This is a genomic window from Paenirhizobium selenitireducens ATCC BAA-1503, assembly GCF_900492185.1.
GTDB classification, from domain to species: domain Bacteria; phylum Pseudomonadota; class Alphaproteobacteria; order Rhizobiales; family Rhizobiaceae; genus Allorhizobium; species Allorhizobium selenitireducens_A.
This window is the reverse complement of sequence record NZ_UEYP01000001.1, coordinates 742348-766438: the sequence shown is the minus strand read 5'-3', so window position 1 is coordinate 766438 and position 24091 is coordinate 742348. Positions and strand designations below refer to the sequence as shown.

Here is a 24091-nt window from a genome sequence, read left to right as displayed (position 1 = left end):
TTTCGCCCTCAAACTCCGAAGCTTATCAAAAGCGCTCTCTACCAATCGCGCCAGAGGCTCGAGCAACGGGGCGGCTATCCCGGGTGCAGGAGGGACCAGGGCGTTGACGGCCATCAATGCGGCTCAAAGGGGCTCTGATCCATATAGAGATTGTGGGTCCTGGAGGAGGATTGCCAACGGACGCCACGTGGGAGAGGTCGATGGACATTATCCGCAAGAGCGACGCCACCAGGCTAAAGGCCAATCTGCCTGACTATGACCAGTTCTGCGCGGGCTTTCACTGGGAGGACGCGGAGCGTCTTCTCGACGGGCTTTCCGGCGGAAAGTTGAACATCGCATTCGAGGCCATCGACAGGCACGTCATTCACGGTCGAGGCGACAGGACTGCCATCCGGTGGATTTCGAAAGACGGTGCGCGGCGGGACTTCAGTTACGTCGAACTGCAGCGGGAAACGAACCGTTTCGCCAATGTTCTCAATGGGCTTGGGATTGCCAGGGGTGACAGGGTGTATTCCCTGCTCGGTCGTGTCCCGGAACTCTACGTCGCCGCGCTTGGCACGCTGAAATGCGGCGCGGTTTTCTGCCCGATGTTTTCGGCCTTCGGACCGGAGCCAGTCAAGGCCCGCATGGAGATCGGCGGCGCGCGCGTCCTGGTCACCTCCCATTCGCTCTACAAAAAAAAGGTCGCTCCCTGGCGCAAGGAACTCAAGGGCCTCGACGCGATACTCCTGATCGATGCCGGCGATGAGGTGGAATCGGACATGCACGATCTCCCCTCGCTGATGGCCAAAGCGGCAACGGAGTTTCCGGTCGCGGCGACCGATCCGGAAGACATGGCGCTCCTGCACTTCACCTCCGGTACGACAGGTCGACCCAAGGGTGCCGTTCATGTGCACCGGGCGGTGGTGGCCCACCATTTGACCGGAAAGCTTGCCCTCGACCTCCATCCAGATGACGTGTTCTGGTGCACGGCCGATCCCGGCTGGGTTACAGGCACGTCCTACGGCATCATTTCGCCGCTCACCAACGGCGCCACGATGATCGTGGACGAGGCCGAATTCGATGCCGGCCGCTGGTATGGCATCCTCGAGAGCGAGAAGGTGAACGTCTGGTACACGGCACCGACCGCCATCCGCATGCTGATGAAAGCCGGCGCGGCGCTCGCGAAGGGATACGATCTTTCTCGACTGCGGTTCATGGCCAGCGTCGGCGAGCCGCTCAATCCCGAAGCCGTGATCTGGAGCAACAGGACGTTCGGCATGCCGTTCCACGACAACTGGTGGCAGACGGAGACGGGCGGCATCATGATCGCCAACTATGCCTCGATGGACGTCAAGCCCGGTTCGATGGGCAAGCCGCTTCCCGGCATTGTCGCGGGGATCGTCGAGAAGCATGACGGTACGGTGCGGGAAGCCTCAAGGCCGATGACGATCGGCCAGTTGGCGCTGAAACCCGGTTGGCCGTCGATGATGCGGGCCTATCTCCACGAGGAGGAACGCTACCGCAAGTGCTTCGTCGATGGCTGGTACCTGAGCGGCGACCTGGCGATGCGGGACGAGGATGGATATTTCTGGTTCGTCGGTCGCGATGACGACGTCATCAAGAGCGCGGGCCACCTGATCGGCCCGTTCGAGGTCGAAAGCGCGCTGATGGAGCATCCGGCCGTTGCCGAGGCGGCAGTCATCGGCATACCGGACGAAACGATCGGCGAGGTGGTCAAGGCCTTCGTCGCTCTCAAACCGGGTCACGAGGGCAACGATGACCTGATGCTCGATCTCCTCGGCCATGCGCGAAAGCGGCTTGGTCCCGCCGTTGCGCCGAAGGAAATTGCTTTCAGGAATAATCTGCCCAAGACGCGCTCCGGCAAGATCATGCGGCGCCTGCTCAAGGCACGGGAACTGGGCCTGCCCGAGGGCGACATATCAACGCTCGAAAGTGACGAAAAATGACCGACCGCTCCCAAAAACCGCATCTGACGCGAGAGCACGTGCTCGACCTGCTGGCCCAGATGATCCGCATCCGCCGGTTCGAGGACAAGTGCGCCGAGCTCTACACCGAGCAGAAGATCCGTGGATTTTTGCATCTCTACGATGGCGAGGAGGCGATCGCCGCCGGCATCATTCCTCTTCTGCAAAGCGAGGATCGTATCGTCGCGACCTATCGCGAACACGGTCACGCGCTGGTGCGCGGCCTGCCGATGAAGACGGTCATGGCGGAAATGTATGGCAAGATGGAGGGTTGCTCGGGCGGGCGGGGCGGCTCCATGCATCTATTTTCCGCCGCCGCCAATTTCTACGGCGGCAACGCAATCGTCGGCGGTGGCCTGCCGCTCGCCGCCGGCCTGGCACTTGCCGACAAGATGCGCGGCGATGAACAAGTAACGGTGTGCTTTTTCGGCGAAGGTGCGGTCGCCGAAGGGGAATTTCACGAGAGCCTCAATCTCGCCTCGCTCTGGCATCTGCCGGTGCTGTTCGTCTGCGAGAACAACCGTTATGCCATGGGCACCGCGCTGGAACGCTCGGAGGCGGTCATCGACATTCACAGGAAGGCCGAGAGTTACGGGCTGATCAGCGAGCTTGTCGATGGAATGGATGTCGTTGCCGTCGAGGCGGCCGCACGGCGCGCACTGGAAACGATCCGGGAGGTGGGGGAACCCTATTTTCTGGAGTGCCAGACCTATCGGTTCCGCGCCCACTCGATGTTCGATGCACAGCTCTATCGATCGAAGGAGGAGGTCGAGGAATGGCGGCGCAAGGGGCCGATCCTGCGCTTCCAGTCATGGCTGCTTGAGAATGGCATCGTTCATGCCGGTGATATTGACAGGATCGTCGCTGAAACCGATGCCGAGATCGTCGAGGCCGTGGCGTTCGCGGAAAACGGAAGCTGGGAACCGCTCGAGAGCCTGGCCCGGCATGTCGTGGCCCCGGTTCGGCCCGCTTCGCCGCCAAGGGTCGAGCCGGCTGCCGAGACGGTGGAGACCACCTATCGCGAAGCGGTGAAGATGGCGATTGAGGAGGCGCTCGACCGCGACAGCCGGACTTTCCTGATGGGGGAGGATGTCGGCCAGTATGGGGGGTGCTATGCCGTCAGCAAGGGCTTGCTGCAGAAATACGGGCCGGACCGTATCCGCGACACACCGTTGTCGGAATCCGGGTTCACCGGCGCGGGAATCGGCGCCGCGATCGCCGGAATGCGCCCGATCGTCGAGGTGATGACGGTCAACTTCTCCATGCTGGCCCTGGACCAGATTCTCAACACGGCCGCGACGTTCCGGCACATGTCGAACGGCCAGTTCGGGGTCCCGATCGTGATCCGTATGGCGACGGGGGCAGGCCGGCAACTGGCGGCGCAGCACTCCCACAGTCTGGAGGGCTGGTATGCGCACATACCAGGCCTCCGCGTGCTCACGCCGGCGACCATCGAAGACGCGCGCGGCATGCTGTGGACGGCGCTGGAAGACCCGGACCCGGTGCTGATCTTCGAAAATGTCATGCTCTACAACCGAAGCGGACCACTGGCCGTCAACGCCGGTCCGGTCGATATCAGCAGCGCAGCGGTTCGCAGGCAAGGGCGCGATGTCTCGCTGATCACCTATGGTGGATCGCTGTTCAAGACACTGGATGCCGCGGCCGAACTCGAACGTGCCGGCATCTCCGCCGAGGTCATCGATCTTCGCAGTCTAAGGCCGCTTGATGAGCAGACGATCCTCGCCTCGGTGTCGAAGACCCGGAGAGCACTGATCGTCGACGAAGGTTGGCGCTCGGGAAGCATCTCCGCCGAAATCGGCATGCGGATTGCGGAGAAGTGTTTCTACGAGCTCGATGCGCCGCTTGCCAGGGTCTGCAGCGAGGAGGTGCCTATCCCCTATGCCAAGCATCTCGAGGAAGCGGCGATACCGCAGGTCGACAAGATCGTCTCTGCCGTGCGCACTCTTATGGGAAAGGCCTGATCATGGCTGAATTCCGTATGCCTTCGCTTGGCGCGGACATGGAAGCCGGGACGCTCGTCGAATGGCTCGTCAAGCCGGGAGCGACCCTGAGGCGGGGCGACGTCATCGCTGTGGTCGAAACCCAAAAGGGTGCGATCGAGATTGAGAATTTCGAGGAAGGCATCTTCGAGGGCCCGATCGCCCAGATTGGCGCCAGGGTTCCGGTGGGAGCACCGATCGCGCTGATACGGCGTCAGGACGAGCCGGCGGCGGCTGTCACCCCAGGGGCTCCGGCTTCGCCGGCCCTGGAAGGACCGCCCGCAGAAGCCCCCGTTCCGCCGCGGATGGCCGAGATTGCAGTCGACGCCCGGCAGCAACCGGAAGAGCCTGTGCCCTTGTCCGTCGCGGCGTCGCCGATGGCTGCCGAAGTAGCGCCGGAAAGGGTGCGTGCCTCGCCGGCGGCCCGCCGCCATGCGGCGGATCACGGCATCGATCTGTCACTGGTCAAGGGCAGCGGTCCCAATGGGGCTATCCAGCTTCGTGATCTTGAGGGAATGGAAAGCCGTCCGCCGACACCTGCCGCTCCACCCGTCGAACCCGTCCCGCAACCGATGACCGGCATGCGCGCCGCCATTGCCGCCGCGATGGCGCGTTCGAAACGGGAGATCCCGCACTATTATCTGGCGCACAGAATCGACCTCACGGAAGCCGAGGCCTGGCTTTCGAACTTCAACACCCGGCGCGATCCGGCGGAGCGTCTGGTTCTGGGCGCACTTTTCGTCAAGGCTGTCGCGCGGGCGACGCGGAAGTATCCGGAATTCAACGGACATTTCACCGACGGCGTCTTCCGCCCGAGCCCAGTCGTCCATGCCGGCGTGGCGATCAATATCCGGGGAACCGGTCTCGTGGCTCCCGCCATCCATGATGCCGATGCGCTCGGTGTCCCCGAACTGATGGCGGCCATGCGCGATCTTGTCGGCCGGGTCAGGGCAGGCAGATTCCGTTCGTCGGAACTGTCGGACCCGACGATTACGGTCTCAAGCCTTGGCGATCGCGGTGTCGAGACCCTCTATGGCGTTATCTATCCGCCGCAGGTCGCCATCGTCGGCTTCGGCATGCCGGTCACGGAAGTACGGGCACTGGAGGGTCTGATCGGTCCGCACAAGATCGTGCATGTCACGCTGGCCGGAGACCACCGGGTAAGCGACGGCCACCGCGGCGCGCTCTTTCTGTCTCATATTGACCAACTTCTGCAGAAGCCGGAGGCCCTATGACCAAGCAGGAACTGGAAGCGGTGCTGGCGGAGGCGCTTCGGCGCATCGCGCCTGATGTCGATGTTGCGGAGATAGACGGGGATGGCGACCTTAGGCAGGAGTTCGACATCGACTCCATCGATTTCCTCAATCTGATCACGGCTCTGGGAAAGCGCTTTTCGCTGCCGATCCCGGAGGAGGACTATCCCAGGCTTCGCAGCTTCGCTGCCATCGTCGACTATCTCGGGGAGAAGGTCGTCTAGAAGGTCCCGGCACATCGTTTGACATGCTGGTTCGAGTGTACGCTTGGGCGTCAGCGTCGGAACGCCAAAGGCGGCTTATTTGACTTCGATGTTTCTTGTCTGCGCCACCGCGCCCGCCGGTTTCGGGATCGCGACCGTCAGCACACCATTCTGAAAATCGGCCTTGAGGGTGTCGGCGTCGACCCTGAACGGCAAAATCATCGTTCTTTGGAAGGAATCGGCCGAACGCTCTATGCGATGAAGCGCGCCCCTTTTGCTCCGCGCCGGGAAGTTCGTCCGTCATGCAGATCTCGTTGTCGGTTTCGCTGACGTTCGATCGAAGGATCGGCGTCAGACGCCATAACGGTATCAGCCAGGTCGGCCTCTTTCCATCACGTGCCTGCCTTCTGATAGGTCCCGATGATCTCCGTGCCGGCGAGGACATGGCCGCGCATCGCCGACTCGATCTGGTCCTTGGATCCCGGCGTCAAATGGTCAAGCAGGCGATCGAGTGCATAGAGCTTGAAAAAGTAGCGATGCCTGCCGATCGGCGGGCAGGGGCCGCCGTAATCCTTGCGCTTCCAGTCGTTGATACCGGTCACGGTCGTTCCGTGCAGGACCGACACGCCGGCGGGTAGACCGCTCAGGTCCGGAGGCAGATTGTAGAGTATCCAGTGAACCCAGGTCATTTTTGGGTGGGCGGGATCCGGGGCGTCCGGATCGTCGACGATGAGGACAAGACTTTTCGTCGTGGGCGGAACGCCTTTCCACTCGAGTGGCGGCGAGATGTCCTCACCCTCACAGGTATAGGCGCGCGGAATTTGTCCGTTATGGGCGAATGCGGGTGAGGTTATCACGAAGGCCATGTCATGCTCCTTTCGTTAAAGACGCCAGCCTGTCGCGACGTCGTCATCTCGGAAGACCCCCGGTGAATGCCCCCGCCAAGCTTGGCTACAGCCGAAGCCGTTGTGAGCACGTGGTTTCCTTGACGGATATCTACTCTCTGCGCCGTTCACCAAGACCTTGGATCATTGATGAATGACGATGCCGGAAAATCCTATTCTGCATCATATCAGGCAGCGCATGACACCCTGAATGAGGGCCGCCGAAAAGGCGGAAAATGCCCTTATCCCCCCACTTCTCGGCGTTCCGACCGCAAGCCAAGGCGAAGCGAACAATAGGCTGGAACCACTAAATCTAGATTTTTTTATGGACAAGTACGGCTTTTTCCCATATGTAGCGGCCTCACCTCGCTCGCGAGGCGATTTGCTTTTTGCAGATCCAATTGTCTCAGGCATCCTTATGCCTTGCCAACAGAGACTGATATCAGCACGGGAACTGCGGCGCTCGCGCCGTTCGATGAAGACGGGAATATTGCTCCCTCGGAACAGCACTGAGTGCTCCGCGTGGAACTATTTTCGCCAGAAAAGGAGCGTTCCCCCGCTACCGAGCGGGGGCTTGAGAAAATATGGCCCTGACAACTGAAACAGACGTGTCGGCAAAACCGGACACGCCCAAGATCAGTCTCAAATCCGTCTACAAAGTTTTCGGTGAGCGACCGGAAAAGGCGCTCGAACTCTTCCGCTCCGGCAAGTCGAAGGCGGAGGTGCATGCACAGACCGGCAATTCCATCGGCGTCTCCAATGCGACATTCGACATCCATGCCGGCGAGATCTTTGTCATCATGGGCCTTTCGGGCTCCGGCAAGTCCACCTTGCTCCGCCTGCTCAACCGCCTGATAGAACCGACCTCCGGCTCGATCGAAATCGACGGCCACGATATTACCGGCATGTCCCGCAGCGAGCTCATCGCGCTTCGCCGGCGCGACATCAGCATGGTCTTCCAGTCCTTTGCGCTTCTGCCCAACCGGTCGGTTCTCAACAATGCCGCTTTCGGCCTCGAAGTGGCGGGCATGGCAGAGGCCGAGCGCAAGAAACGGGCGCGTGCGGCACTCGACGCGGTCGGACTTGCCGGTTATGCCGAGAGCCGCCCGGACCAGCTCTCGGGCGGCATGAAGCAGCGCGTAGGCCTGGCCCGCGCGCTGGCCAGCGAGCCCACCATACTTCTGATGGACGAGGCCTTTTCGGCCCTCGATCCGCTGATCCGCACCGAAATGCAGGATGAACTGGTACGCCTGCAGTCGGAACACAGCCGCACCATCGTCTTCGTCAGCCATGATCTCGACGAAGCCATGCGGATCGGCGACCGTATCTGCATCATGCAGGACGGGGAGGTTGTCCAGGTCGGTACACCCGACGAAATCGTCATGCAGCCGACCAATGACTATGTCCGGTCCTTCTTCCGCAATGTCGATGTCAGTCAGGTCTTCAAGGCCGGCGACGTGGCGCGCAAGACGCAGGTGACGATCATCGAAAGACAGGGCGTTAGCGTCGCGGCGGCGCTCGAGCGGATGAAGAATTTCGACCGCGACTACGCCATCATTCTCGGTCGCGACAAGACCTATCACGGCATGGTCAGCCAGGCCTCCTTGGTCGACAAGGTGCGCGCCAGGGACCCCGACCCCTACCGCAGTGCCTTCCTGCCCGAGGTGGAACCCATCCCGGCGGAAGAGCCCCTGTCAAACGTGCTGGGCCGCGTCGCGTCGAGCCCCTGGCCGGTACCGGTGGTCGACCAGCGCAACCGCTATCTCGGCTCGATCAGCAAGGCCGTCCTGCTCGAAACGCTTGATCGAGCCAACTGATCGCGCCCACTGATCGCGCAAGCGGATCACGCAGCTGGTCTCTTCTGAGAGAGGATCCCCATGACTTTCGAAATCGCCGACGTCGTCGACACCGCCGTCAATTATATTCTCGACAATTTCTCGCCGGCGCTCGACATGATCGCCGCCACGATCGGTTTTGTCACCGGCGGTATCCTGGCCGCGCTCGCCGCCGTTCCGATGCCCGTGGGGATCGCCATATTCGTGGTGCTATCCCTCTGGCGTGTCGGGTTCGGCTTTGCCGTCTTCACCGGTCTGTCACTCTGGCTCGTGCAGTACATGGGGCTTTGGCCCGCCACGATGGAAACACTGTCGCTGGTCATCGCATCCACCATCCTGGCCATGGTCGTCGGCCTGCCGCTCGGCATTGCCATGGCGCGCAACGACACGGTCGCTGCCGGGGTGCGTCCGGTGCTTGACCTGATGCAGACCATGCCGGCCTTCGTCTATCTCATCCCCGCAGCCATGTTCTTCGGCCTCGGCGCCGTGCCGGGAACGATCGCCACGGTCATCTTCGCCATGCCGCCGGTCGTGCGCCTCACCAATCTGGGCATCCGCCAGGTGCATGCGGAGTTCATCGAAGCGGGCCAGGCCTTCGGCTGTACGTCGTCGCAGCTTCTCTTCAAGGTGCAATTGCCCAATGCCCTGCCCTCGATCATGGCCGGCATCAACCAGACGATCATGCTGTCGCTTTCGATGGTGGTCATAGCCTCGATGATCGGCGCGGGCGGTCTGGGCAATACGGTGCTGACCGGCATTCAGCGTCTCGATGTCGGCACCGGCTTCGAGGGCGGTCTCGCCGTCGTGATCCTGGCGGTCGTTCTCGACCGAATCACCCAGAGTCTCGGGAAGGAAAACGCCGGCTTGCGCCGCCTCCTCTCCTGGAAACCAGCGGAAACAGACGCACCCGTAACGCGTGCCACTGTCTCCGGCTGAACCATGGCGGGGCGTTCCCCGCCGAATGCGAACCTTTGAAAAAGGAGCAACCATGTTGAAAAATATCGCGTCCCTCGGCGCCACCCTCGGTCTTGCCGCAATGCTTGTCAGCGGGACGGCCCAGGCCGGCTTTGCGCAGGAGAGCAAGCCGGTCAAGATCGGCTGGTCGGCCTGGTCTGACGCCGAATTCGTCACCAAGCTGGCGGCCAAGTTGATCAAGGACGAGCTTGGCCAGGACGTCGAGCTTGTTCAGACCGACGTGGCACCGCTCTATCAGGGCGTCAGCCGTGGTGACCTGGATTTCATGATGATGGCCTGGCTGCCGCAGACGCATGCCGACTACTACAGCCGCGTCAAGGACAAGGTCGAAACCCTCGGCACGGTCTATGACGGAGCAAAGCTCGGCTGGGTCGTTCCGGCCTATATCCCTGAAAGCGAGATCTCGTCCATCGAGGACCTGAAGAAGCCCGAGGTGATGGAAAAGCTGAAGAACACGGTGCAGGGCATCGATCCCGGCGCTGGTCTCACCCGCCTGTCGCAGGAGGCTCTGAAGACCTATGAGCTTGGCGATTACAAGCTGCAGATCTCCAGCGAAGCCGGCATGCTGACCAGCGTCGAGCGGGCCTATCGCTCCGAAGACTGGTTCGTCGCCACTTCCTGGAGCCCCCACTGGATGTTCGGTAAATACAAGCTGCGCTACATCGACGATCCAAAGAAGGCCCTGGGCGAGGCGGAGCATGTCGACGTTCTGGCGCGCAAGGGCTTCAAGCAGGACAATCCCGAGGTCGCCGCCTTCATGTCGCGCATGAAGCTTCCGCTGTCCGACCTCGAAGCGGCGATGTTTGCCGCGCAGGAAACGTCCTACGAGGAAGCCGTCACCAAGTACATCTCCGACCATCCGGACCAGATCAAGGCCTGGGTCGGGAAATAGCGATCCCTAATCCTGCGTCCGGTGCTGCCGGTCGTGACCCGGTCCGCCTCTCGAGGCGGGCCCCCTCAATCAGGAAGGACATGAGATGCTGGACATTCCCTATCACGCGATCGATCGACAAGCCGACACACTCGGCGGACGGATCTCCTTCGCACGCGATGTGCTGGACCTGTCGACGGAGGATGCCGCACGGATCCTCGGCGTCGAGGCGCGGACCTGGGCCAATTGGGAAAAGGACCGAGCCGAACCGCGTGCAAACCGGCTGAGCATGATGGCCGGTGTTCTGCAGGTCAGTTTGCCCTGGCTGCTGACAGGCCAGGGACATGGACCGGACTGGGAGGAGCCTTCACCTGTCGATGTCCATTGAGACATGGACCTGCCCGGAGCCAATCTCCGCGGCCGATGCGCTTTGGTTTGCGTGTTGCATTGCCACCGGCGAGACAGGGTCGCCAGCCACATCAGGCCGATAATCCAGTTGTTTCTGCGGTCTGACGATCAGATCAGCGTCGACTGGACGTCCTTGAAACGCCGCAGGGACAAGCTCGTGCGCGTCCCCCGCACGCCGTCGATCATGTAGAGTTTCTCCCGCAGAAAACGCTCCAGCGCGCCGGTATCCGAGATTGCCACCTTGATGAAGCAGTCGAAATCGCCAGTGGTGATGTGAACCTCGAGAACTTCCGGCAGAGCCGCCAGTTTTTCGCAGACGCCTTCCAGCGGATAGTGCGCGTGGTTTTCCAGCGTGATGTCGATCAGTGCGATTTCGGGATAACCCAGCTTTTCCATGTCGAGCACGGCCGTATAGCCGCGGATGATGCCTGCCTGCTCCAGTCGGCTCACCCGCTTCCAGCAGGGCGGGGGTGACAGGCCGACCGCCTCGGCCAGTTGCGTATTCTGCTGGCGGGCATCCTTCAGCAATTGCGTGAGGATCTTTCGATCCGTGGAATCCAGAATTTGCCCCATGTTTTCCTCCTCCAGGAAATGAATGAATGCGCCAAGCCGATGACAGCATGGTTCGTTTCGGAAGATCGCTCAAGACGGGGAAACAAAGTCAGGACATTTCCCGGCATCGAGGAATAGCATGATGCATGATCGTCGAATGATCCTTGCCCTTGGGAGGGGGCCGACATGTCGAGCGTATCCAGCCGCCCTTTAGATTTCCACGCGACAGCACGTCCCGGCGATTGCCGGTTTTTCCATCGGGCGCCGCCTATTCCACCGACATTGCGTTCAACAGGCGGCTTGCCTCAGGATCCAGGAGAATGACCAAAACCTGATTGCGCAAAGGCGGGAGGCTTTTGCACAGCAGATCAAAGGCGCCTCGCGCGCCAGCCGAAGCACTTGCTTGGAGGAGAAGAAAGTGAGTTCGAAAACCAGACTGTCCTTTGCCCATCCGCCCGCACGTCCCGGGGAACAGCCGGATTTCTCGTCCCTGGAGATCCCCAAGGCCGGCGCGCTCGCCGTTCCCCCGCTCGATGTGGCGGCAACCGACTGCGTCGAGCACGCAAATTCGCTCATCCGCGTGCTGAATGATGCCGGCGAGCCGGTCGGTCCCTGGGCCGACTATCTGGGAAGCCCGGATGCCGATACCCTGCGGACGGGATTGGCCGACATGATGACCTCTCGTATCATCGACACGCGCATGCTGAACGCCCAGCGCCAGGGCAAGATGTCCTTCTACATCCAGCAGATCGGCGAAGAGGCGATCGGCTGTGCCTTTCGGCGGGCCTTGAAGCCCGGCGACATGAATTTCGCCACCTATCGCCAGCAGAGCCTGCTGATAGCCGGTGACTATCCGCTGGAAAAGCTCCTGGGCCAGATCTACTCCAACGCCTATGACCCATTGCTCGGCCGGCAACTGCCGACGCTTCACTCGGCGCGCGAGCACGGCTTTTTCACCATTTCCGGCAATCTCGGCACGCAATATGTGCATGCCGTGGGCTGGGCCATGGCCAATGCGCTGACCGGCAAAGACAACCTCGCGGTCGGCTGGATCGGCGACGGATCGACGGCCTCCAATGATTTTCATACCGGCCTTCTGTCCGCCTCCTCTTACTGGCCGCCGGTCATCCTCAATGTCGTCAACAACCAGTGGGCCATTTCCACCTATACCGGCGTTGCCCGAGGTCATGGGCGGACCTATGCCGCGCGGGCATTGGGCTATGGCCTTCCGGCGCTGCGGGTCGACGGCAATGATTATCTCGCGGTCATGGCCGTGACGAAATGGGCGACCGAGCGGGTGCGGGGCGGGCACGGACCGGTGCTCATCGAATGGTACACCTACCGTGTCGGCGCCCATTCCTCTTCCGACGATCCAAGCGCCTACCGTCCGAAGGACGAGGCAAAGGCCTGGCCTCTCGGGGATCCGATCGAGCGCCTGAAGCAGCACCTCATTCTGCGGGGCGATTGGAGCGAGGAGCGCCATGTCCAGGCCGAGGCCCGGATCCTGGCTGAAATCGTCGATGTGCAGAAGCGCGTCGAGGCGGCCGGAACGCTGCTCGATCCGCAGCCCATTCCGGGCGCCAGCATCTTCAAGGGCGTCTATGCCGACACGCCGGAACATATCCGCCGTCAGCGGCAGGAAATGGGGGTCTGACATGGCACGTCTGACCATGATTGAAGCGCTTCGCGACGCCATGGATGTCATGCTGGAGCGTGACGAAAAAGTGGTGATCTTCGGCGAGGATGTGGGCTATTTCGGCGGCGTGTTCCGCTGCACGGCCGGTCTGCAGAAGAAATACGGCGAGGAACGCGTCTTCGACACGCCGATCAACGAAAGTGCGATTGTCGGGCTTGGCATCGGCATGGCGGCACAGGGCATGAAACCCTGCGTCGAGATCCAGTTCGCCGATTATGTCTACCCGGCCTATGACCAGATCACCCAGGAGGCGGCGCGCATCCGTCACCGCTCCAACGAGCAGTTTTCCTGTCCGATCGTCATCCGCATGCCGACCGGCGGCGGCATCTATGGCGGCCAGACCCACAGCCAGAGCCCGGAGGCGCTGTTTACCCATGTGGCGGGCCTGAAGGTCGTGCAGCCTTGCACGCCGCATGATGCCAAGGGCCTGCTGATCACGGCGATGGAAGACCCGGACCCGGTGATCTTCCTGGAGCCGAAAAGGCTCTACAACGGCCCCTTCAACGGCGATCATGCCGCTCCGGCGCAGAGCTGGAAGAGCCATCCGCTGGGTGAGGTGCCGGAGGGGCACTACGCCATACCGCTCGGCAAGGCGCGGGTTCACCGCGAAGGAAGCGCCGTCACCATTCTCACCTATGGCACAATGGTGTTCGTTGCCGAGGCCGCCGTGGATAGCCTCGGGCTCGATGCCGAAATCGTCGATCTGCGCTCCCTCCTGCCGCTCGATCTCGAGGCGATCGAGGCATCGGTGCGCAAGACCGGGCGCTGCGTGGTCATTCACGAAGCGACCCGGACCTCGGGACTTGCCGGCGAGATCATCGCCTGCGTGCAGGAGGCCTGCTTCTATCATCTGGAAGCGCCGATCATGCGCGTCACCGGCTGGGACGCACCCTATCCGCATGCGCAGGAATGGGATTATTTCCCCGGACAGGAACGCATCCGCCGGGCGCTGAAAACCGTGATGGAGGCATGACATGGTGATCAGAACGATCAAGCTGCCGGATGTGGGCGAAGGCGTTACCGAAGCCGAACTGGCTGAAATGCTGGTGAAGCCCGGCGATCTCGTGCGGGAAGATGATCCGATCGCTGCCGTGATGACCGACAAGGCGACGGTTGAAATCACCTCGGCGTATAGCGGGACGGTCGTCTGGACCGCGCAAGAGGTCGGCCAGATCATGGCCATAGGGTCGGATCTGGTGCGCATCGAGGAAGATGCAGGTGAGGCCCAGGCCTTGCAGGCGATGCAAGAGACGCAGCCGGCAGCGCAGGAAACTGTGCCGGTGCGGGAGACGCCGACCGAGAGGCCGTCATTGGCCCTCGATGCGCAGGATGACGGCCAGACGGTTAGAACCAATCAACCCGAGCCGCATCGGCCACAAACGGCAATCCCGCCCCGGCCGGAAGGTGCCGCGGTGCTTGCCGCACCAGCGGTGCGTGAGCGTGCCCGCGAGGGTGGCATCGACCTGCGGCAGGTGCAGGGAACGGGACCCGCCGGGCGCGTGACGCATGAGGATCTCGACCGCCTGTTCCAAGCGGCAGGGGAGGGCCAGGCAGCAAAATCCGGATTGTCCCGCACGACGCCCGAAGACCTCGAGACGGTGAAGGTCACCGGGCTTCGCCGCATGATCGCCCGGCGCATGAGCGAGGCGAATGCCAGTATTCCGCACATTACCGTCATCGAGGAGGTGGATGTCACCGAAATCGAGGCCCTGCGGACGAGGCTCAACGAGACGCGCGGCGATCGGCCGAAGCTGACGCTGCTGCCGCTGGTCGCGGCCGCGCTCGTCAAGGCCAAGCAGTCCTGCCCGAAGATCTTCGCGCGCTATGATGACGTAGCCGACGAGGTTGAATATTCGAGCGCCGTGCATATCGGCATCGCGACGATGACGGAGAATGGCCTGATGGTCCCGGTGCTGCGCAATGCGCAGTCTGCCGATCTGTTCGGCATGGCCGCCGAGATCACCAGGCTGTCGGACGCCTGCCGGGCCAACAAGGCAAAGCGCGAGGAACTGTCGGGCTCGACCATCACCATCACCTCGCTCGGCCCGCTCGGCGCGATCGCCACCACGCCGATCATCAACAAGCCGGAAGTGGCGATCCTCGGCATCAATCGCATGGCGATCAGGCCGAGCTGGAATGGCACCGCGTTCGTGCCACGCAATATGATGAACCTGTCGGCGAGCTTCGACCATCGCATCGTCGACGGCTATGATGCGGCCATCTTCGTCAACCGAATGAAGACGCTGCTCGAAACGCCCGCCATGATCTTCATGAAGGACTGAGGCAATGGCCGATCAATCTTGCAAGGTTCTCGTCATCGGTGCCGGTCCGGGCGGCTATGTCTGCGCCATCCGGGCGAGCCAGCTCGGGCTCGACACCATCATTGTCGAAAAGGAAGCCGTCGGCGGTACCTGCCTCAACATCGGCTGCATTCCCTCCAAGGCGCTCATCCATGCGGCAGGTGAATTCCATGCCTTGCGCGAGGCGGCGGGCGGCCGTTCCAAGCTCGGTATCTCGGCAGGCCCTGCCGCGATCGATCTGAAAAGGACGGTTGCCTGGAAGGACGGCGTCGTGCGGCAATTGACCGGCGGCGTTGCAGGCCTTCTGCGCAAGGCGGGCGTGAGACAGATCGAGGGCACGGCGCGCATCCTCGATGGCAAGACCGTCTCCGTCGAGACGGCCGACGGTAACCTGCGGATCGTCTGCGAGCATTTGGTGATCGCCACGGGCTCGCGGCCCGTCGAGGTGCCGTTGCTGCCGTTCGGCGGCAATATCCTCTCCTCGACCGAGGCGCTTTCGCTTTCGCAGGTTCCCGAAACACTGGCGGTGGTCGGCGGCGGCTATATCGGCCTGGAAATCGGCACCGCCTATGCCAAGCTTGGCGCCAGGGTTTCGATCGTCGAGGCCAAGTCGCAACTTCTGCCGCAGTATGACGAAGAGCTGACACGACCTGTTCTGGCGCGGCTGAAGGCGCTGGGCGTGGACGTGCATCTTAATGCCGTCGCGGAAGGCTATGACCAGGCCGGGCGGATGCTGGCCGTCAAGGCCGGCGGCGTGAGCAGCGGGATCGCGGCGGACAAGGTGCTGGTGACCGTTGGCCGCCGCCCGGTCTTGGAGGAGGTCGGCGTGGAGGCGCTCGGTCTCGACAGGAATGGTCCCTTCATCCGGTGCAATGACAGGGGACAGACCTCCATGCGCCAGGTCTATGCCATCGGCGATGTCACAGGCGAGCCCATGCTCGCGCATCGCGCCATGGCGCAGGGCGAGATCGTTGCGGAGGGGATTGCCGGGCAGGCGAGCCGATGGGAGAAACGGGTCATTCCGGCTGTCTGCTTCACCGATCCAGAGATCGTCGTGGCGGGCCTTTTGCCGGGTGAGGCCCATGCGGTGGGCAAGGATGTCGGTATTGCCAGCTATCCTCTGCGGGCCAATGGACGTTCCCTGACGCTGGAGCGCTCGGACGGTTTCGTGCGCATCGTCTTCGACAAGCGATCCGGCCTTGTTCTCGGCATCCAGGCCGTCGGCGCGGCCTGCGCCGAAATGGCAGGGGAGTTCGCCCTTGCCCTGGAAATGTGCGCGACACTTACCGATGTCGCCGCGACGATCCACGCGCATCCAACGCTGGGCGAGACGGTACAGGAGGCCGCCCTGATGGGGCTCGGCAAAGCGCTGCACGCCTGATCGGCGCCGGCACCGCCTTCGTCATTCCCAGTGCACATCTCCGAGGAAGATATAGCCGGCCCCGTAAATCGTCTTGATCAGCGACGGGTTCTTCGGATCCTCACCCAGCTTGGTGCGCAGGCGTGAGATCCGCACATCCATGGCCCGATCAAAGCTCTCGCCGGCAACGCCACCCAGGCTTTCCTGCATCTGCGGACGGGAAATCAGCCGGCGCGGGCGCTCCAGAAAGAGGCGCAGCACCTGGCCCTCCGCATTGGAAAACGAAATCTGCTCGCCCATGTCAGAAACCAGGGTGTAGCTGTCAAACAGCGCGGTCCAACCTTCGAAACGGGCGGTCTGCGTCGTCCGTTCGGCCACCTGGCGTCCCTTGCGCAGGCGTGCGCGCACACGCGCGACGATTTCCGCCGGCTCGAACGGCTTGATGATGTAGTCATCGGCGCCCAGTTCCAGCCCCATGACACGATCCTGCACCTGCGCGCGGCCGGAAATGATGATGATGGCGGCGCCGGAATCGAGCGCCAGCCGGTGCACCAGGAGCAGGCCGTCGCGGTCCGGCAGGCCAAGATCCACCAGGCAAACATCCGGCACGCATTGTTTGAGGGCCGCCTCGAATTCGCTCGCTCGGCCGAATGTCATGGTCCGGAAGCCCGCATCGCCAAGCGCCTCCGCCAGGATCTGGCGGATCTGCGGTTCATCATCAAGAATGGCAACGAGTGGCTGGCTCATCAGATCACCGTCGGCAGGAAGCGATTGAGGGTCTGGTTATCGAAAGGCTTGGGCAGAAGCGGAAACCGTTCGGCGGCGGCGATGCGCAAGGGCGAAGATTCCGGGAGTGAGGTCATCAATCCGATAGGCTTGCCGCTGCGTTTGCGAAGCGCATCAGCCAGATCAAGGCCGGTTCGCGTGCCTTTCAGGCGAATATCGGTGAGTACGAGGTCGAGCTCCGGAAGATCGGCCAGCCTTTCCGCCTCGTCGGCATTCTCAGCCTCGACCACCGAATGTCCAAGCGATCGCAGCATTTCGCGAACACTTTCGCGAATGTCATCACTGTCTTCCACCAGCAGCACCATGCGTCGCGGCTCCTCCTTGCTCGCCGGCCGATAGGGAAGACGCAGTTCCACCCGCGCGCCGCCGTCCGACTGGTTCGCCAGCCGCACCCTTCCGCCCGATATCGTTGCCTGGTCATAGACCATGGACAGACCGAGCCCCGAACCTTCGCCCCCTTTTGTGGTGAAAAACGGATCGAAGGCGTGTTGCAGTGCCTCTGGCGAAAAGCCGCATCCGGTATCCAGCACGCAGAATTCGATCCAGGACTTGTGCACGGCTCGCACGCCGAGCGTGATCTTGCCCGGCTTGTCGCCAATGGCATCGCGGGCGTTGAGGATCAGGTTCAAAAGAGAATCCTGCAAGGAGCCAGCGTCCAGGAACAGCTGATCCTCGATCTCCTGCATGTCGAGCTGGAAACTGATGTGATCACCCAGAGCCGGTCCGGCGAGAAGCGCCAGATCGCGGATGAAGTCGCAGAGGTCGACCGGAGCCGGCCGAAGCTGCTTCTGCCCGGAAATCGAGGCTATGCGGTCGATCAAGGTTCCTCCGCGCCGTGCGGCCGCAAGCGTCGATGTCACGAGGTCAGCGGCGCCGGGCGGGAGCTCCATCTGCGCCAGCCGCGTCTGGAGGCCGAGTATGATCGTCAGCAGATTGGCAAAATCATGGGCAAGGCCCGAGGTCAGCTGGGCCGCCAGCTCGCGCTTGCGGGTCTGAAGCACAGCCGTGCGGGCCTGGCACTCTTCGGTAATATCGGTGGAGAGAATATAGACGCCCTGGATCGGGCCGTCACCGACGCGATCCGGCGTGAAGGCGGTTCGAATTCGCCGCCCGCAATCCTCGTCGGTAAACTCGCAGACGCAGGGCTCCCCGGAAAGGGCTCGCATCAGATAGGGCTTGATCGTCGCAAACGATGCTTCGCCCAGTGCTTCCAGGCCGGTCATCCCGATGATCTGCGACGGACGCCCGGGAAGAACTGAGGAAAGGCGGCGATTGGTGAAAGTGTAGCGCAGGTTGCGGTCGACATGGGCGATGTACGCCGGCATCATTTCCGTGGTCAGGCGGGTCCGCGCCTCCATCTCCGCCAGCTGGTTCTTCGCCGCTTCCAGTGCGGTATTGGCGGCCGAAAGCTCCCGGTTCGTCTCCGACAGACGCTCGGTGTTCGATAGCAATTGTTCGGACAGTTCTACGGATCGTGTGCGCAGCATCTGCTGCTGGATGCGCACCTCCGTGATGTCCGTGTAAACGCTGACCCATCCGCCCTGCGGCAGGGGGAAGCCCTCGACCGAAACCCATCGGCCATTGGGGCGCGTGCGTTCCAGATAATGCGGCACGAAGGCAAGCGCGGCCTGCACGCGTGACCCCACCGCCTCCTGCACATCGTCGACCGGGCCGTACTCGCCGCGCAGCACAAGATAACGGATCGTATCTTCAAAGCTCACGCCGGGCGTCACGAAGGCGTCCGGAAAGTCGAACATGTCCTGGTAGCGGCGATTGCAGACCGCAAGTTTCAGTTCGCTGTCGAAGATCGACAGCGCCTGGCTAATCAGGTTCAGCCCCGTACGCATGAGGCCGTTATGCTCCTCCTCGGATATGGGCATCCGATGTCTCCCTCACCCATGGCTATCATTCGGGAACACATCGGGAAAGGGGGCAATCCATGGCTGTTACAATTCGTTAGGTTGTCGAAAAACTGCCGAAAAGCTTCACTGCGAGCTTGCCCGCCATGAACGGAGCATCGGCACGAAGACCGGGGGCGTTCAGGCCCGCCAAGGGCTCAAGGGGAGGACGTCAATGACAGAACGGGAGCCCGCATCGGGCCTTGTCTCCATTCCGGCTTTGATGGCGCGCAATGCGCGGGAACATCCGCGGCGCGCAGCCTATCGCGAGAAGGAATTCGGTATCTGGCAGGCCTGGACCTGGGAGGAGGCGCATGCCGAAGTGCGAGCGCTTGCCATGGGGTTTCTGGCCCTTGGCCTGCAGCGCGGGGATTTCGTCGCCGTGGTCGGACGCAACCGTCCTTCCCTCTACTGGTCGATCGTGGCGGCACAGATGTGCGGTGCGGTGCCTGTGCCTCTCTACCAGGATGCGGTGGCCGAAGAGGCCGAATACGTGCTGGAGCATTGCGGCACGCGTTTCGTGGTCTGCGGCGACCAGGAACAGGTCGACAAGGTCATCGAGGTGCAGGAGCGGATCAAGTGCATCGACCAGGTCGTCTATGTCGACAAGCGCGGCATGCGCAAATATGACCATTCGCGGATGAACGCCTGGGCTGACGTTCTCTCCGAGGGCCGTGCCGCCCATCATCGGTTCGAGGCGGAACTCGATCGCCGCATCGCGGCCCTGACTTATGACGATCCGTGCGTCATGCTCTACACCTCAGGCACCACCGGCAAGCCGAAGGGCGTGGTCCTGTCCAACCGCAACATCATAGAGACGTCGCGAAACACCTGCGCCTTCGACCGTCTCGGACCTGGCGAAGAAATCCTCGCCTATCTGCCCATGGCCTGGGTCGGCGATTTCATCTTCTCCATGGGGCAGGCGATGTGGGCCGGCTTCTGCGTCAACTGCCCGGAAAGCGCCGCCACGATGATGACCGATCTGCGCGAGATCGGCCCGACCTATTTCTTCGCGCCGCCGCGGGTTTTCGAAGGCCAGTTGACCAATGTGATGATCCGCATGGAAGACGCCGCTCCGTTCAAGAAATGGCTGTTCCGCTATTTCATGGAGCATGCCCGCAAGGTGGGGCCGTCGATTCTGGATGGCAAGTCGGTATCGACAGCTGATCGGCTGAAGTACCGGCTGGGCGATCTCGTCATCTATGGGCCGCTGAAGAATACGCTGGGTTTCAGCCGCATTAGGGTCGGCTACACGGCCGGCGAGGCGATCGGGCCGGAAATCTTCGACTTCTATCGTTCGCTCGGCATCAACCTGAAGCAGTTGTACGGCCAGACGGAGGCCAGCGTCTTCATCACGCAGCAGCCCGACGGCGAAGTGCGCTCCGACACGGTGGGCGTGCCCTCGCCGGGCGTCGAGGTCAAGATCGCCGAAAGTGGCGAGGTCTTCTATCGTGGGCCCGGCACCTTCGTCGAATATTTCAAGAACCCGGAAAGCACGGCCTCGACCAAGGATTCCGAAGGCTGGGTGGCGACGGGAGATGCCGGTTTCTTCGAACCGGGGACCGGCCACCTGCGCATCATCGACCGCGCCAAGGACGTCGGCAGGATGGCGGATGGACGGCTGTTCGCGCCCAAATATGTCGAGAACAAGCTGAAATTCTATCCCAACATCCTGGAGGCCGTGGTCTTCGGCGCCGACCGCAACTTCTGCTGTGCCTTCATCAATATCGATCTGACCGCTGTCGGCAGCTGGGCCGAGCGTAACAACATCGCCTATTCCAGCTATCAGGAACTGGCTGCGCACGATCAGGTCTACGAGATGATCCGCGGCCATGTGGAAGAGGTGAACCGCTCGGTTGCCGCGGACAGCATGCTGGCCGGATGCCAGATCCACCGTTTCCTGATCCTGCACAAGGAACTGGATGCCGACGACGGCGAACTGACCCGCACGCGCAAGGTCCGCCGCAACATCGTTGCCGAGAAGTATGCCGATCTGATCGCGGCTCTCTACGATGGCTCCGCCACGATCAGCACGGAAACGGAAGTCACCTATGAAGATGGACGCAAGGGCATACTGAAGGCGACGCTGAAGATCGTCGATGTCGAAACCCAGGCGACGGTCGAGCGGAGGGAGGCGGCATGAACGCGCAGACCCCGTTCGCGGACTATACCACGACCGCCGATGGCCGGAAGATCGGCGGCGTTCTGATGGAAATGAAGAATATTACCCTGCGTTTTGGCGGGGTGAAGGCCATCACCGATATCAGCTTCGACATACGCGAAGGCGAGATCCGCTCGATCATCGGTCCCAATGGCGCCGGCAAGTCCTCCATGCTCAACGTCATCTCCGGTTTCTATGTGCCGCAGGAGGGCGAGGTCTGGTTTCGCGGCGCACGGCGGCCCCAGATGAAGCCCTTCGACGTCGCGCGCCAGGGCATTGCCCGCACCTTCCAGAACATCGCGCTGTTCGACGGCATGAGCGTGCTCGACAACATCATGACCGGTCGCCTGACGCTGATGAAGAGCGGGCTGTTCCAGCAGGCGCTCTGGTGGGGCGCCGCACAGCGCGAGGAGACGGAGCACCGCGCAAAGGTCGAGAAGATCATCGATTTCCTGGAAATCCAGGCAATCCGAAAGACCCCGGTCGGGCGCTTGCCTTACGGCTTGAAGAAGCGGGTGGAACTGGCCCGCGCGCTGGCCGCGGAGCCCAAACTCCTGCTGCTCGATGAGCCGATGGCCGGCATGAACGTCGAGGAGAAGGAGGACATGTGCCGCTTCATCCTCGACGTGAACGACGAATTCGGCACGACGATCGCCCTCATCGAACACGACATGGGCGTCGTCATGGACCTCTCCGACCGCGTGGTCGTCATGGATTACGGCAAGAAGATCGGTGACGGCACGCCGGATGAGGTGCGCAACAACCAGTCCGTCATCGACGCCTATCTGGGGGTCGCCCATGAATAGCTCGGCTCACGATGCGGGAGGGTGGCTTCATGCCTGATACGATTTTCTTCGCCCTTGAAGTGATGATGAACGGGCTGATGGCAGGCGTCATGTACGCACTCGTGGCGCTCGGCTTCGTGCTGATCTTCAAGGCCAGCGGCATCTTCAATTATGCGCAAGGGGTCCTGGCCCTGTTCGCCGCGCTGACCCTGGTGGGCGTCATGGAAGGACAGGTGCCTTTCGCCCATCTGATCAATGCGATCTTCGGCACGAACTACCACCATTTCGGTTTTACCGTTCCGGCCGTTGCTGCAATCCTGATCACCGTTGCGGTGATGACGCTGCTCGCCGTGCTGGTCGAGCGCCTCATCCTCAAGCATCTGGTCAACCAGGAGCCAATCATCCTGTTCATGGCAACCATCGGTCTTGCCTATTTCCTCGAGGGGCTCGGCGACGTGATGTGGGGCGCCGACATCAAACGGCTCGATGTCGGCCTGCCAAAGGGTGTCAGCGAAAGCATAGAAAGCACCACGAACGCCTGGTTCGGCTATGGTTTCTTCATCGACCGGCTGGATATCGTGGCTGCGGTGGTGGCCGCCCTGCTGGTCCTGACGCTGACCGTATTTTCCCAATATTCCAAGCAGGGCCGGGCCTTGCGGGCGGTCGCCGACGATCACCAGGCAGCGCTTTCGGTCGGCATTTCGCTCCGCTTCATCTGGGTTCTGGTCTGGTCGATTGCCGGCGTCGTCGCCCTTGTCGCCGGCATCATGTGGGGTTCGAAATCAGGGGTTCAGTTCAGCCTCTCGCTGATAGCGCTGAAGGCCCTGCCGGTTCTGATGCTCGGCGGTTTCACCTCCATTCCTGGGGCGATCGTGGGCGGCCTCATCATCGGCATGGGCGAAAAGCTGTTCGAGTTCTTCGTCGGCCCGCTGGTCGGCGGCGCCACCGAAAACTGGTTCGCCTATGTGCTGGCGCTCGCCTTCCTCGTCTTCCGGCCGCAGGGCCTGTTCGGCGAGCGCATCATCGAAAGGGTGTGAACTTATGCTGTATCGTGAAGCCGGTGATTTCAAGACCAGCTATGTGGCGGATAGCCAGACCTTTCCGATCAAGTTCGACCGCATCCGCTACTATGTCGTAGTGGCGATCGCCTTCGGCGTGATCCCGTTCCTCATCAACGACTATTGGGCCAATGCCGTCTTCGTACCGTTCCTGATCTATGCAATCGCTGCAATCGGCCTCAACATATTGACCGGCTATTGCGGTCAGGTCAGCCTTGGCACGGGCGGTTTCATGGCCGTCGGCGCCTATGCCTGCTACAAGCTGATGACGGCCATGCCCGGCTTGCCGATCATCGTGCCTGTGCTGCTGGCAGGCTTCATCACGGCTGCGGTGGGCGTGCTGTTCGGCCTGCCCAGCTTGCGGATCAAGGGTTTCTACCTTGCGGTTGCAACGCTCGCTGCCCAGTTCTTCCTGGTCTGGCTCTTCAACAAGGTTCCGTGGTTCTACAATTATTCGGCCTCCGGCCAGATCACCGCGCCGGAACGCACCCTGTTCGGCATCGCGGTGACCGGCGCCAACACGCCGGCCTGGGCCAAGTACATGTTCTGTCTCGTCATCCTGTTTGCCCTGGCCTGGCTGGCGCGCAACCTGACGCGCGGTTCCGTCGGCCGCCGCTGGATGGCGATCCGCGACATGGATATCGCCGCCGAAATCATCGGGGTGAATCCGCTGACCGCCAAGCTGACCGCCTTCGCCGTCTCGTCCTTCTACATCGGCATCGCCGGCGCCCTGTTCTTCTCGGTCTATCTCGGCGCGGTCGAGGTGGGTGAGGCCTTCGGCATCCAGAAGAGCTTCCTGGTGCTGTTCATGATCATCATCGGCGGGCTGGGTTCGATCTTCGGAAGCTTTGCCGGCGCGGCCTTCCTGGTTCTGCTGCCGGTGTTTCTCAAGAATGTTTTCGTCGGCCAGTTCGGCTGGGCGACGGATCTGGCCGCCCATCTCGAACTGATCATCGTCGGCGGCCTGATCATCGTCTTCCTCATTGCCGAACCGCATGGGCTGAACCAGCTGTGGCGGGTCGCCAAGGAGAAACTGCGCCTGTGGCCCTTCCCGCACTGACGGCGGGCCACGTGTGAATGCCGTAGCGGAGGAGCTGCG

20 protein-coding genes and 1 pseudogene are annotated in these 24091 nt (G+C 62.1%); 16 read left to right on the top strand and 5 right to left on the bottom strand.

Annotation, left to right across the window (positions count from 1 at the left end; translation table 11 throughout):
• The first annotated feature begins 200 nt into the window (after positions 1 to 200).
• Genes acsA through RHIZ70P_RS03675 form a run of 4 tightly spaced genes read left to right on the top strand, consistent with a single transcriptional unit; the run spans position 201 to position 5444 of the window.
• Positions 201 to 1949 (top strand): acetate--CoA ligase, encoded by a 1749-nt coding sequence (acsA, locus tag RHIZ70P_RS03690; protein WP_115668990.1) that lies wholly within the window; start codon positions 201 to 203, stop codon positions 1947 to 1949.
• On the top strand, positions 1946 to 3949 hold the full coding sequence (gene pdhA / locus RHIZ70P_RS23215) for a pyruvate dehydrogenase (acetyl-transferring) E1 component subunit alpha (RefSeq protein ID WP_115668989.1): 2004 nt from the start codon (positions 1946 to 1948) through the stop codon (positions 3947 to 3949). Before acsA ends, pdhA begins: the two co-directional genes overlap by 4 nt.
• Positions 3950 to 3951: 2 nt before the next feature.
• Positions 3952 to 5202 (top strand): dihydrolipoamide acetyltransferase family protein, encoded by a 1251-nt coding sequence (locus tag RHIZ70P_RS03680; RefSeq protein ID WP_115668988.1) that lies wholly within the window; start codon positions 3952 to 3954, stop codon positions 5200 to 5202.
• Entirely contained in the window at positions 5199 to 5444 is a 246-nt protein-coding gene (locus RHIZ70P_RS03675; RefSeq protein ID WP_115668987.1) for an acyl carrier protein, read from the top strand. The genes RHIZ70P_RS03680 and RHIZ70P_RS03675 overlap by 4 nt, the downstream gene beginning before the upstream one ends.
• 75 nt (positions 5445 to 5519) lie before the next feature.
• On the opposite strand, the pseudogene RHIZ70P_RS03670 reads toward RHIZ70P_RS03675, so the two are convergent.
• Both RHIZ70P_RS03670 and RHIZ70P_RS03665 read right to left on the bottom strand, forming a co-directional pair.
• Positions 5520 to 5687, bottom strand: a pseudogene (locus tag RHIZ70P_RS03670) (Hsp20/alpha crystallin family protein); the annotation flags it as partial.
• A gap of 128 nt (positions 5688 to 5815) precedes the next feature.
• A complete protein-coding gene (locus tag RHIZ70P_RS03665; RefSeq protein ID WP_115668985.1) occupies positions 5816 to 6289 on the bottom strand; it encodes a YbhB/YbcL family Raf kinase inhibitor-like protein in 474 nt (157 codons plus the stop codon).
• Between the two features lie 602 nt (positions 6290 to 6891).
• On the opposite strand from RHIZ70P_RS03665, the gene proV reads away from it, so the two are divergent.
• From proV to RHIZ70P_RS03645, 4 genes are all read left to right on the top strand, one after another.
• Positions 6892 to 8124, top strand: a complete 1233-nt coding sequence (gene proV, locus RHIZ70P_RS03660) for a glycine betaine/L-proline ABC transporter ATP-binding protein ProV (RefSeq protein WP_115668984.1) — start codon at positions 6892 to 6894, stop codon at positions 8122 to 8124.
• Positions 8125 to 8184: 60 nt separating this feature from the next.
• Positions 8185 to 9078 (top strand): ABC transporter permease, encoded by an 894-nt coding sequence (locus tag RHIZ70P_RS03655; protein WP_115668983.1) that lies wholly within the window; start codon positions 8185 to 8187, stop codon positions 9076 to 9078.
• A gap of 52 nt (positions 9079 to 9130) precedes the next feature.
• Positions 9131 to 10009 carry a glycine betaine ABC transporter substrate-binding protein gene (locus RHIZ70P_RS03650; protein WP_419178261.1) on the top strand — a complete coding sequence of 293 codons (879 nt, stop codon included), beginning with the start codon at positions 9131 to 9133 and terminating at the stop codon, positions 10007 to 10009.
• Positions 10010 to 10094: 85 nt separating this feature from the next.
• On the top strand, positions 10095 to 10376 hold the full coding sequence (locus tag RHIZ70P_RS03645) for a transcriptional regulator (RefSeq protein WP_115668982.1): 282 nt from the start codon (positions 10095 to 10097) through the stop codon (positions 10374 to 10376).
• A gap of 128 nt (positions 10377 to 10504) precedes the next feature.
• Here RHIZ70P_RS03645 and RHIZ70P_RS03640 read toward each other — a convergent pair whose 3' ends face one another.
• Positions 10505 to 10969: an Lrp/AsnC family transcriptional regulator gene (locus RHIZ70P_RS03640; RefSeq protein ID WP_115668981.1), complete on the bottom strand. Its 465-nt coding sequence runs from the start codon at positions 10967 to 10969 to the stop codon at positions 10505 to 10507.
• 397 nt (positions 10970 to 11366) lie between these two features.
• Here RHIZ70P_RS03640 and RHIZ70P_RS03635 point away from each other — a divergent pair, with 397 nt between their 5' ends.
• Genes RHIZ70P_RS03635 through lpdA form a run of 4 tightly spaced genes read left to right on the top strand, consistent with a single transcriptional unit; the run spans position 11367 to position 16325 of the window.
• Positions 11367 to 12602: a thiamine pyrophosphate-dependent enzyme gene (locus RHIZ70P_RS03635; RefSeq protein ID WP_115669071.1), complete on the top strand. Its 1236-nt coding sequence runs from the start codon at positions 11367 to 11369 to the stop codon at positions 12600 to 12602.
• Position 12603: 1 nt separating this feature from the next.
• Complete coding sequence (locus RHIZ70P_RS03630; RefSeq protein ID WP_115668980.1) at positions 12604 to 13617, top strand: alpha-ketoacid dehydrogenase subunit beta; 1014 nt, start codon at positions 12604 to 12606, stop codon at positions 13615 to 13617.
• Position 13618: 1 nt separating this feature from the next.
• On the top strand, positions 13619 to 14926 hold the full coding sequence (locus RHIZ70P_RS03625) for a dihydrolipoamide acetyltransferase family protein (protein WP_115668979.1): 1308 nt from the start codon (positions 13619 to 13621) through the stop codon (positions 14924 to 14926).
• Positions 14927 to 14930: 4 nt separating this feature from the next.
• Positions 14931 to 16325 carry a dihydrolipoyl dehydrogenase gene (lpdA, locus tag RHIZ70P_RS03620; RefSeq protein WP_115668978.1) on the top strand — a complete coding sequence of 465 codons (1395 nt, stop codon included), beginning with the start codon at positions 14931 to 14933 and terminating at the stop codon, positions 16323 to 16325.
• Positions 16326 to 16346: 21 nt separating this feature from the next.
• On the opposite strand, the gene RHIZ70P_RS03615 is transcribed toward lpdA, so the two are convergent.
• Positions 16347 to 17051, bottom strand: a complete 705-nt coding sequence (locus tag RHIZ70P_RS03615; protein WP_181903928.1) for a response regulator transcription factor — start codon at positions 17049 to 17051, stop codon at positions 16347 to 16349.
• Complete coding sequence (locus tag RHIZ70P_RS03610) at positions 17051 to 18970, bottom strand: PAS-domain containing protein (protein WP_115668976.1); 1920 nt, start codon at positions 18968 to 18970, stop codon at positions 17051 to 17053. Before RHIZ70P_RS03610 ends, RHIZ70P_RS03615 begins: the two co-directional genes overlap by 1 nt.
• 193 nt (positions 18971 to 19163) lie before the next feature.
• On the opposite strand from RHIZ70P_RS03610, the gene RHIZ70P_RS03605 reads away from it, so the two are divergent.
• Genes RHIZ70P_RS03605 through RHIZ70P_RS03590 form a run of 4 tightly spaced genes read left to right on the top strand, consistent with a single transcriptional unit; the run spans position 19164 to position 24052 of the window.
• A complete protein-coding gene (locus RHIZ70P_RS03605; RefSeq protein WP_115668975.1) occupies positions 19164 to 21131 on the top strand; it encodes a long-chain fatty acid--CoA ligase in 1968 nt (655 codons plus the stop codon).
• On the top strand, positions 21128 to 21955 hold the full coding sequence (locus RHIZ70P_RS03600) for an ABC transporter ATP-binding protein (protein WP_115668974.1): 828 nt from the start codon (positions 21128 to 21130) through the stop codon (positions 21953 to 21955). The genes RHIZ70P_RS03605 and RHIZ70P_RS03600 overlap by 4 nt, the downstream gene beginning before the upstream one ends.
• A gap of 29 nt (positions 21956 to 21984) precedes the next feature.
• Entirely contained in the window at positions 21985 to 22971 is a 987-nt protein-coding gene (locus RHIZ70P_RS03595) for a branched-chain amino acid ABC transporter permease (RefSeq protein WP_115669070.1), read from the top strand.
• 4 nt (positions 22972 to 22975) lie between these two features.
• Positions 22976 to 24052 carry a branched-chain amino acid ABC transporter permease gene (locus tag RHIZ70P_RS03590; protein WP_115668973.1) on the top strand — a complete coding sequence of 359 codons (1077 nt, stop codon included), beginning with the start codon at positions 22976 to 22978 and terminating at the stop codon, positions 24050 to 24052.
• Positions 24053 to 24091 lie beyond the last annotated feature (39 nt).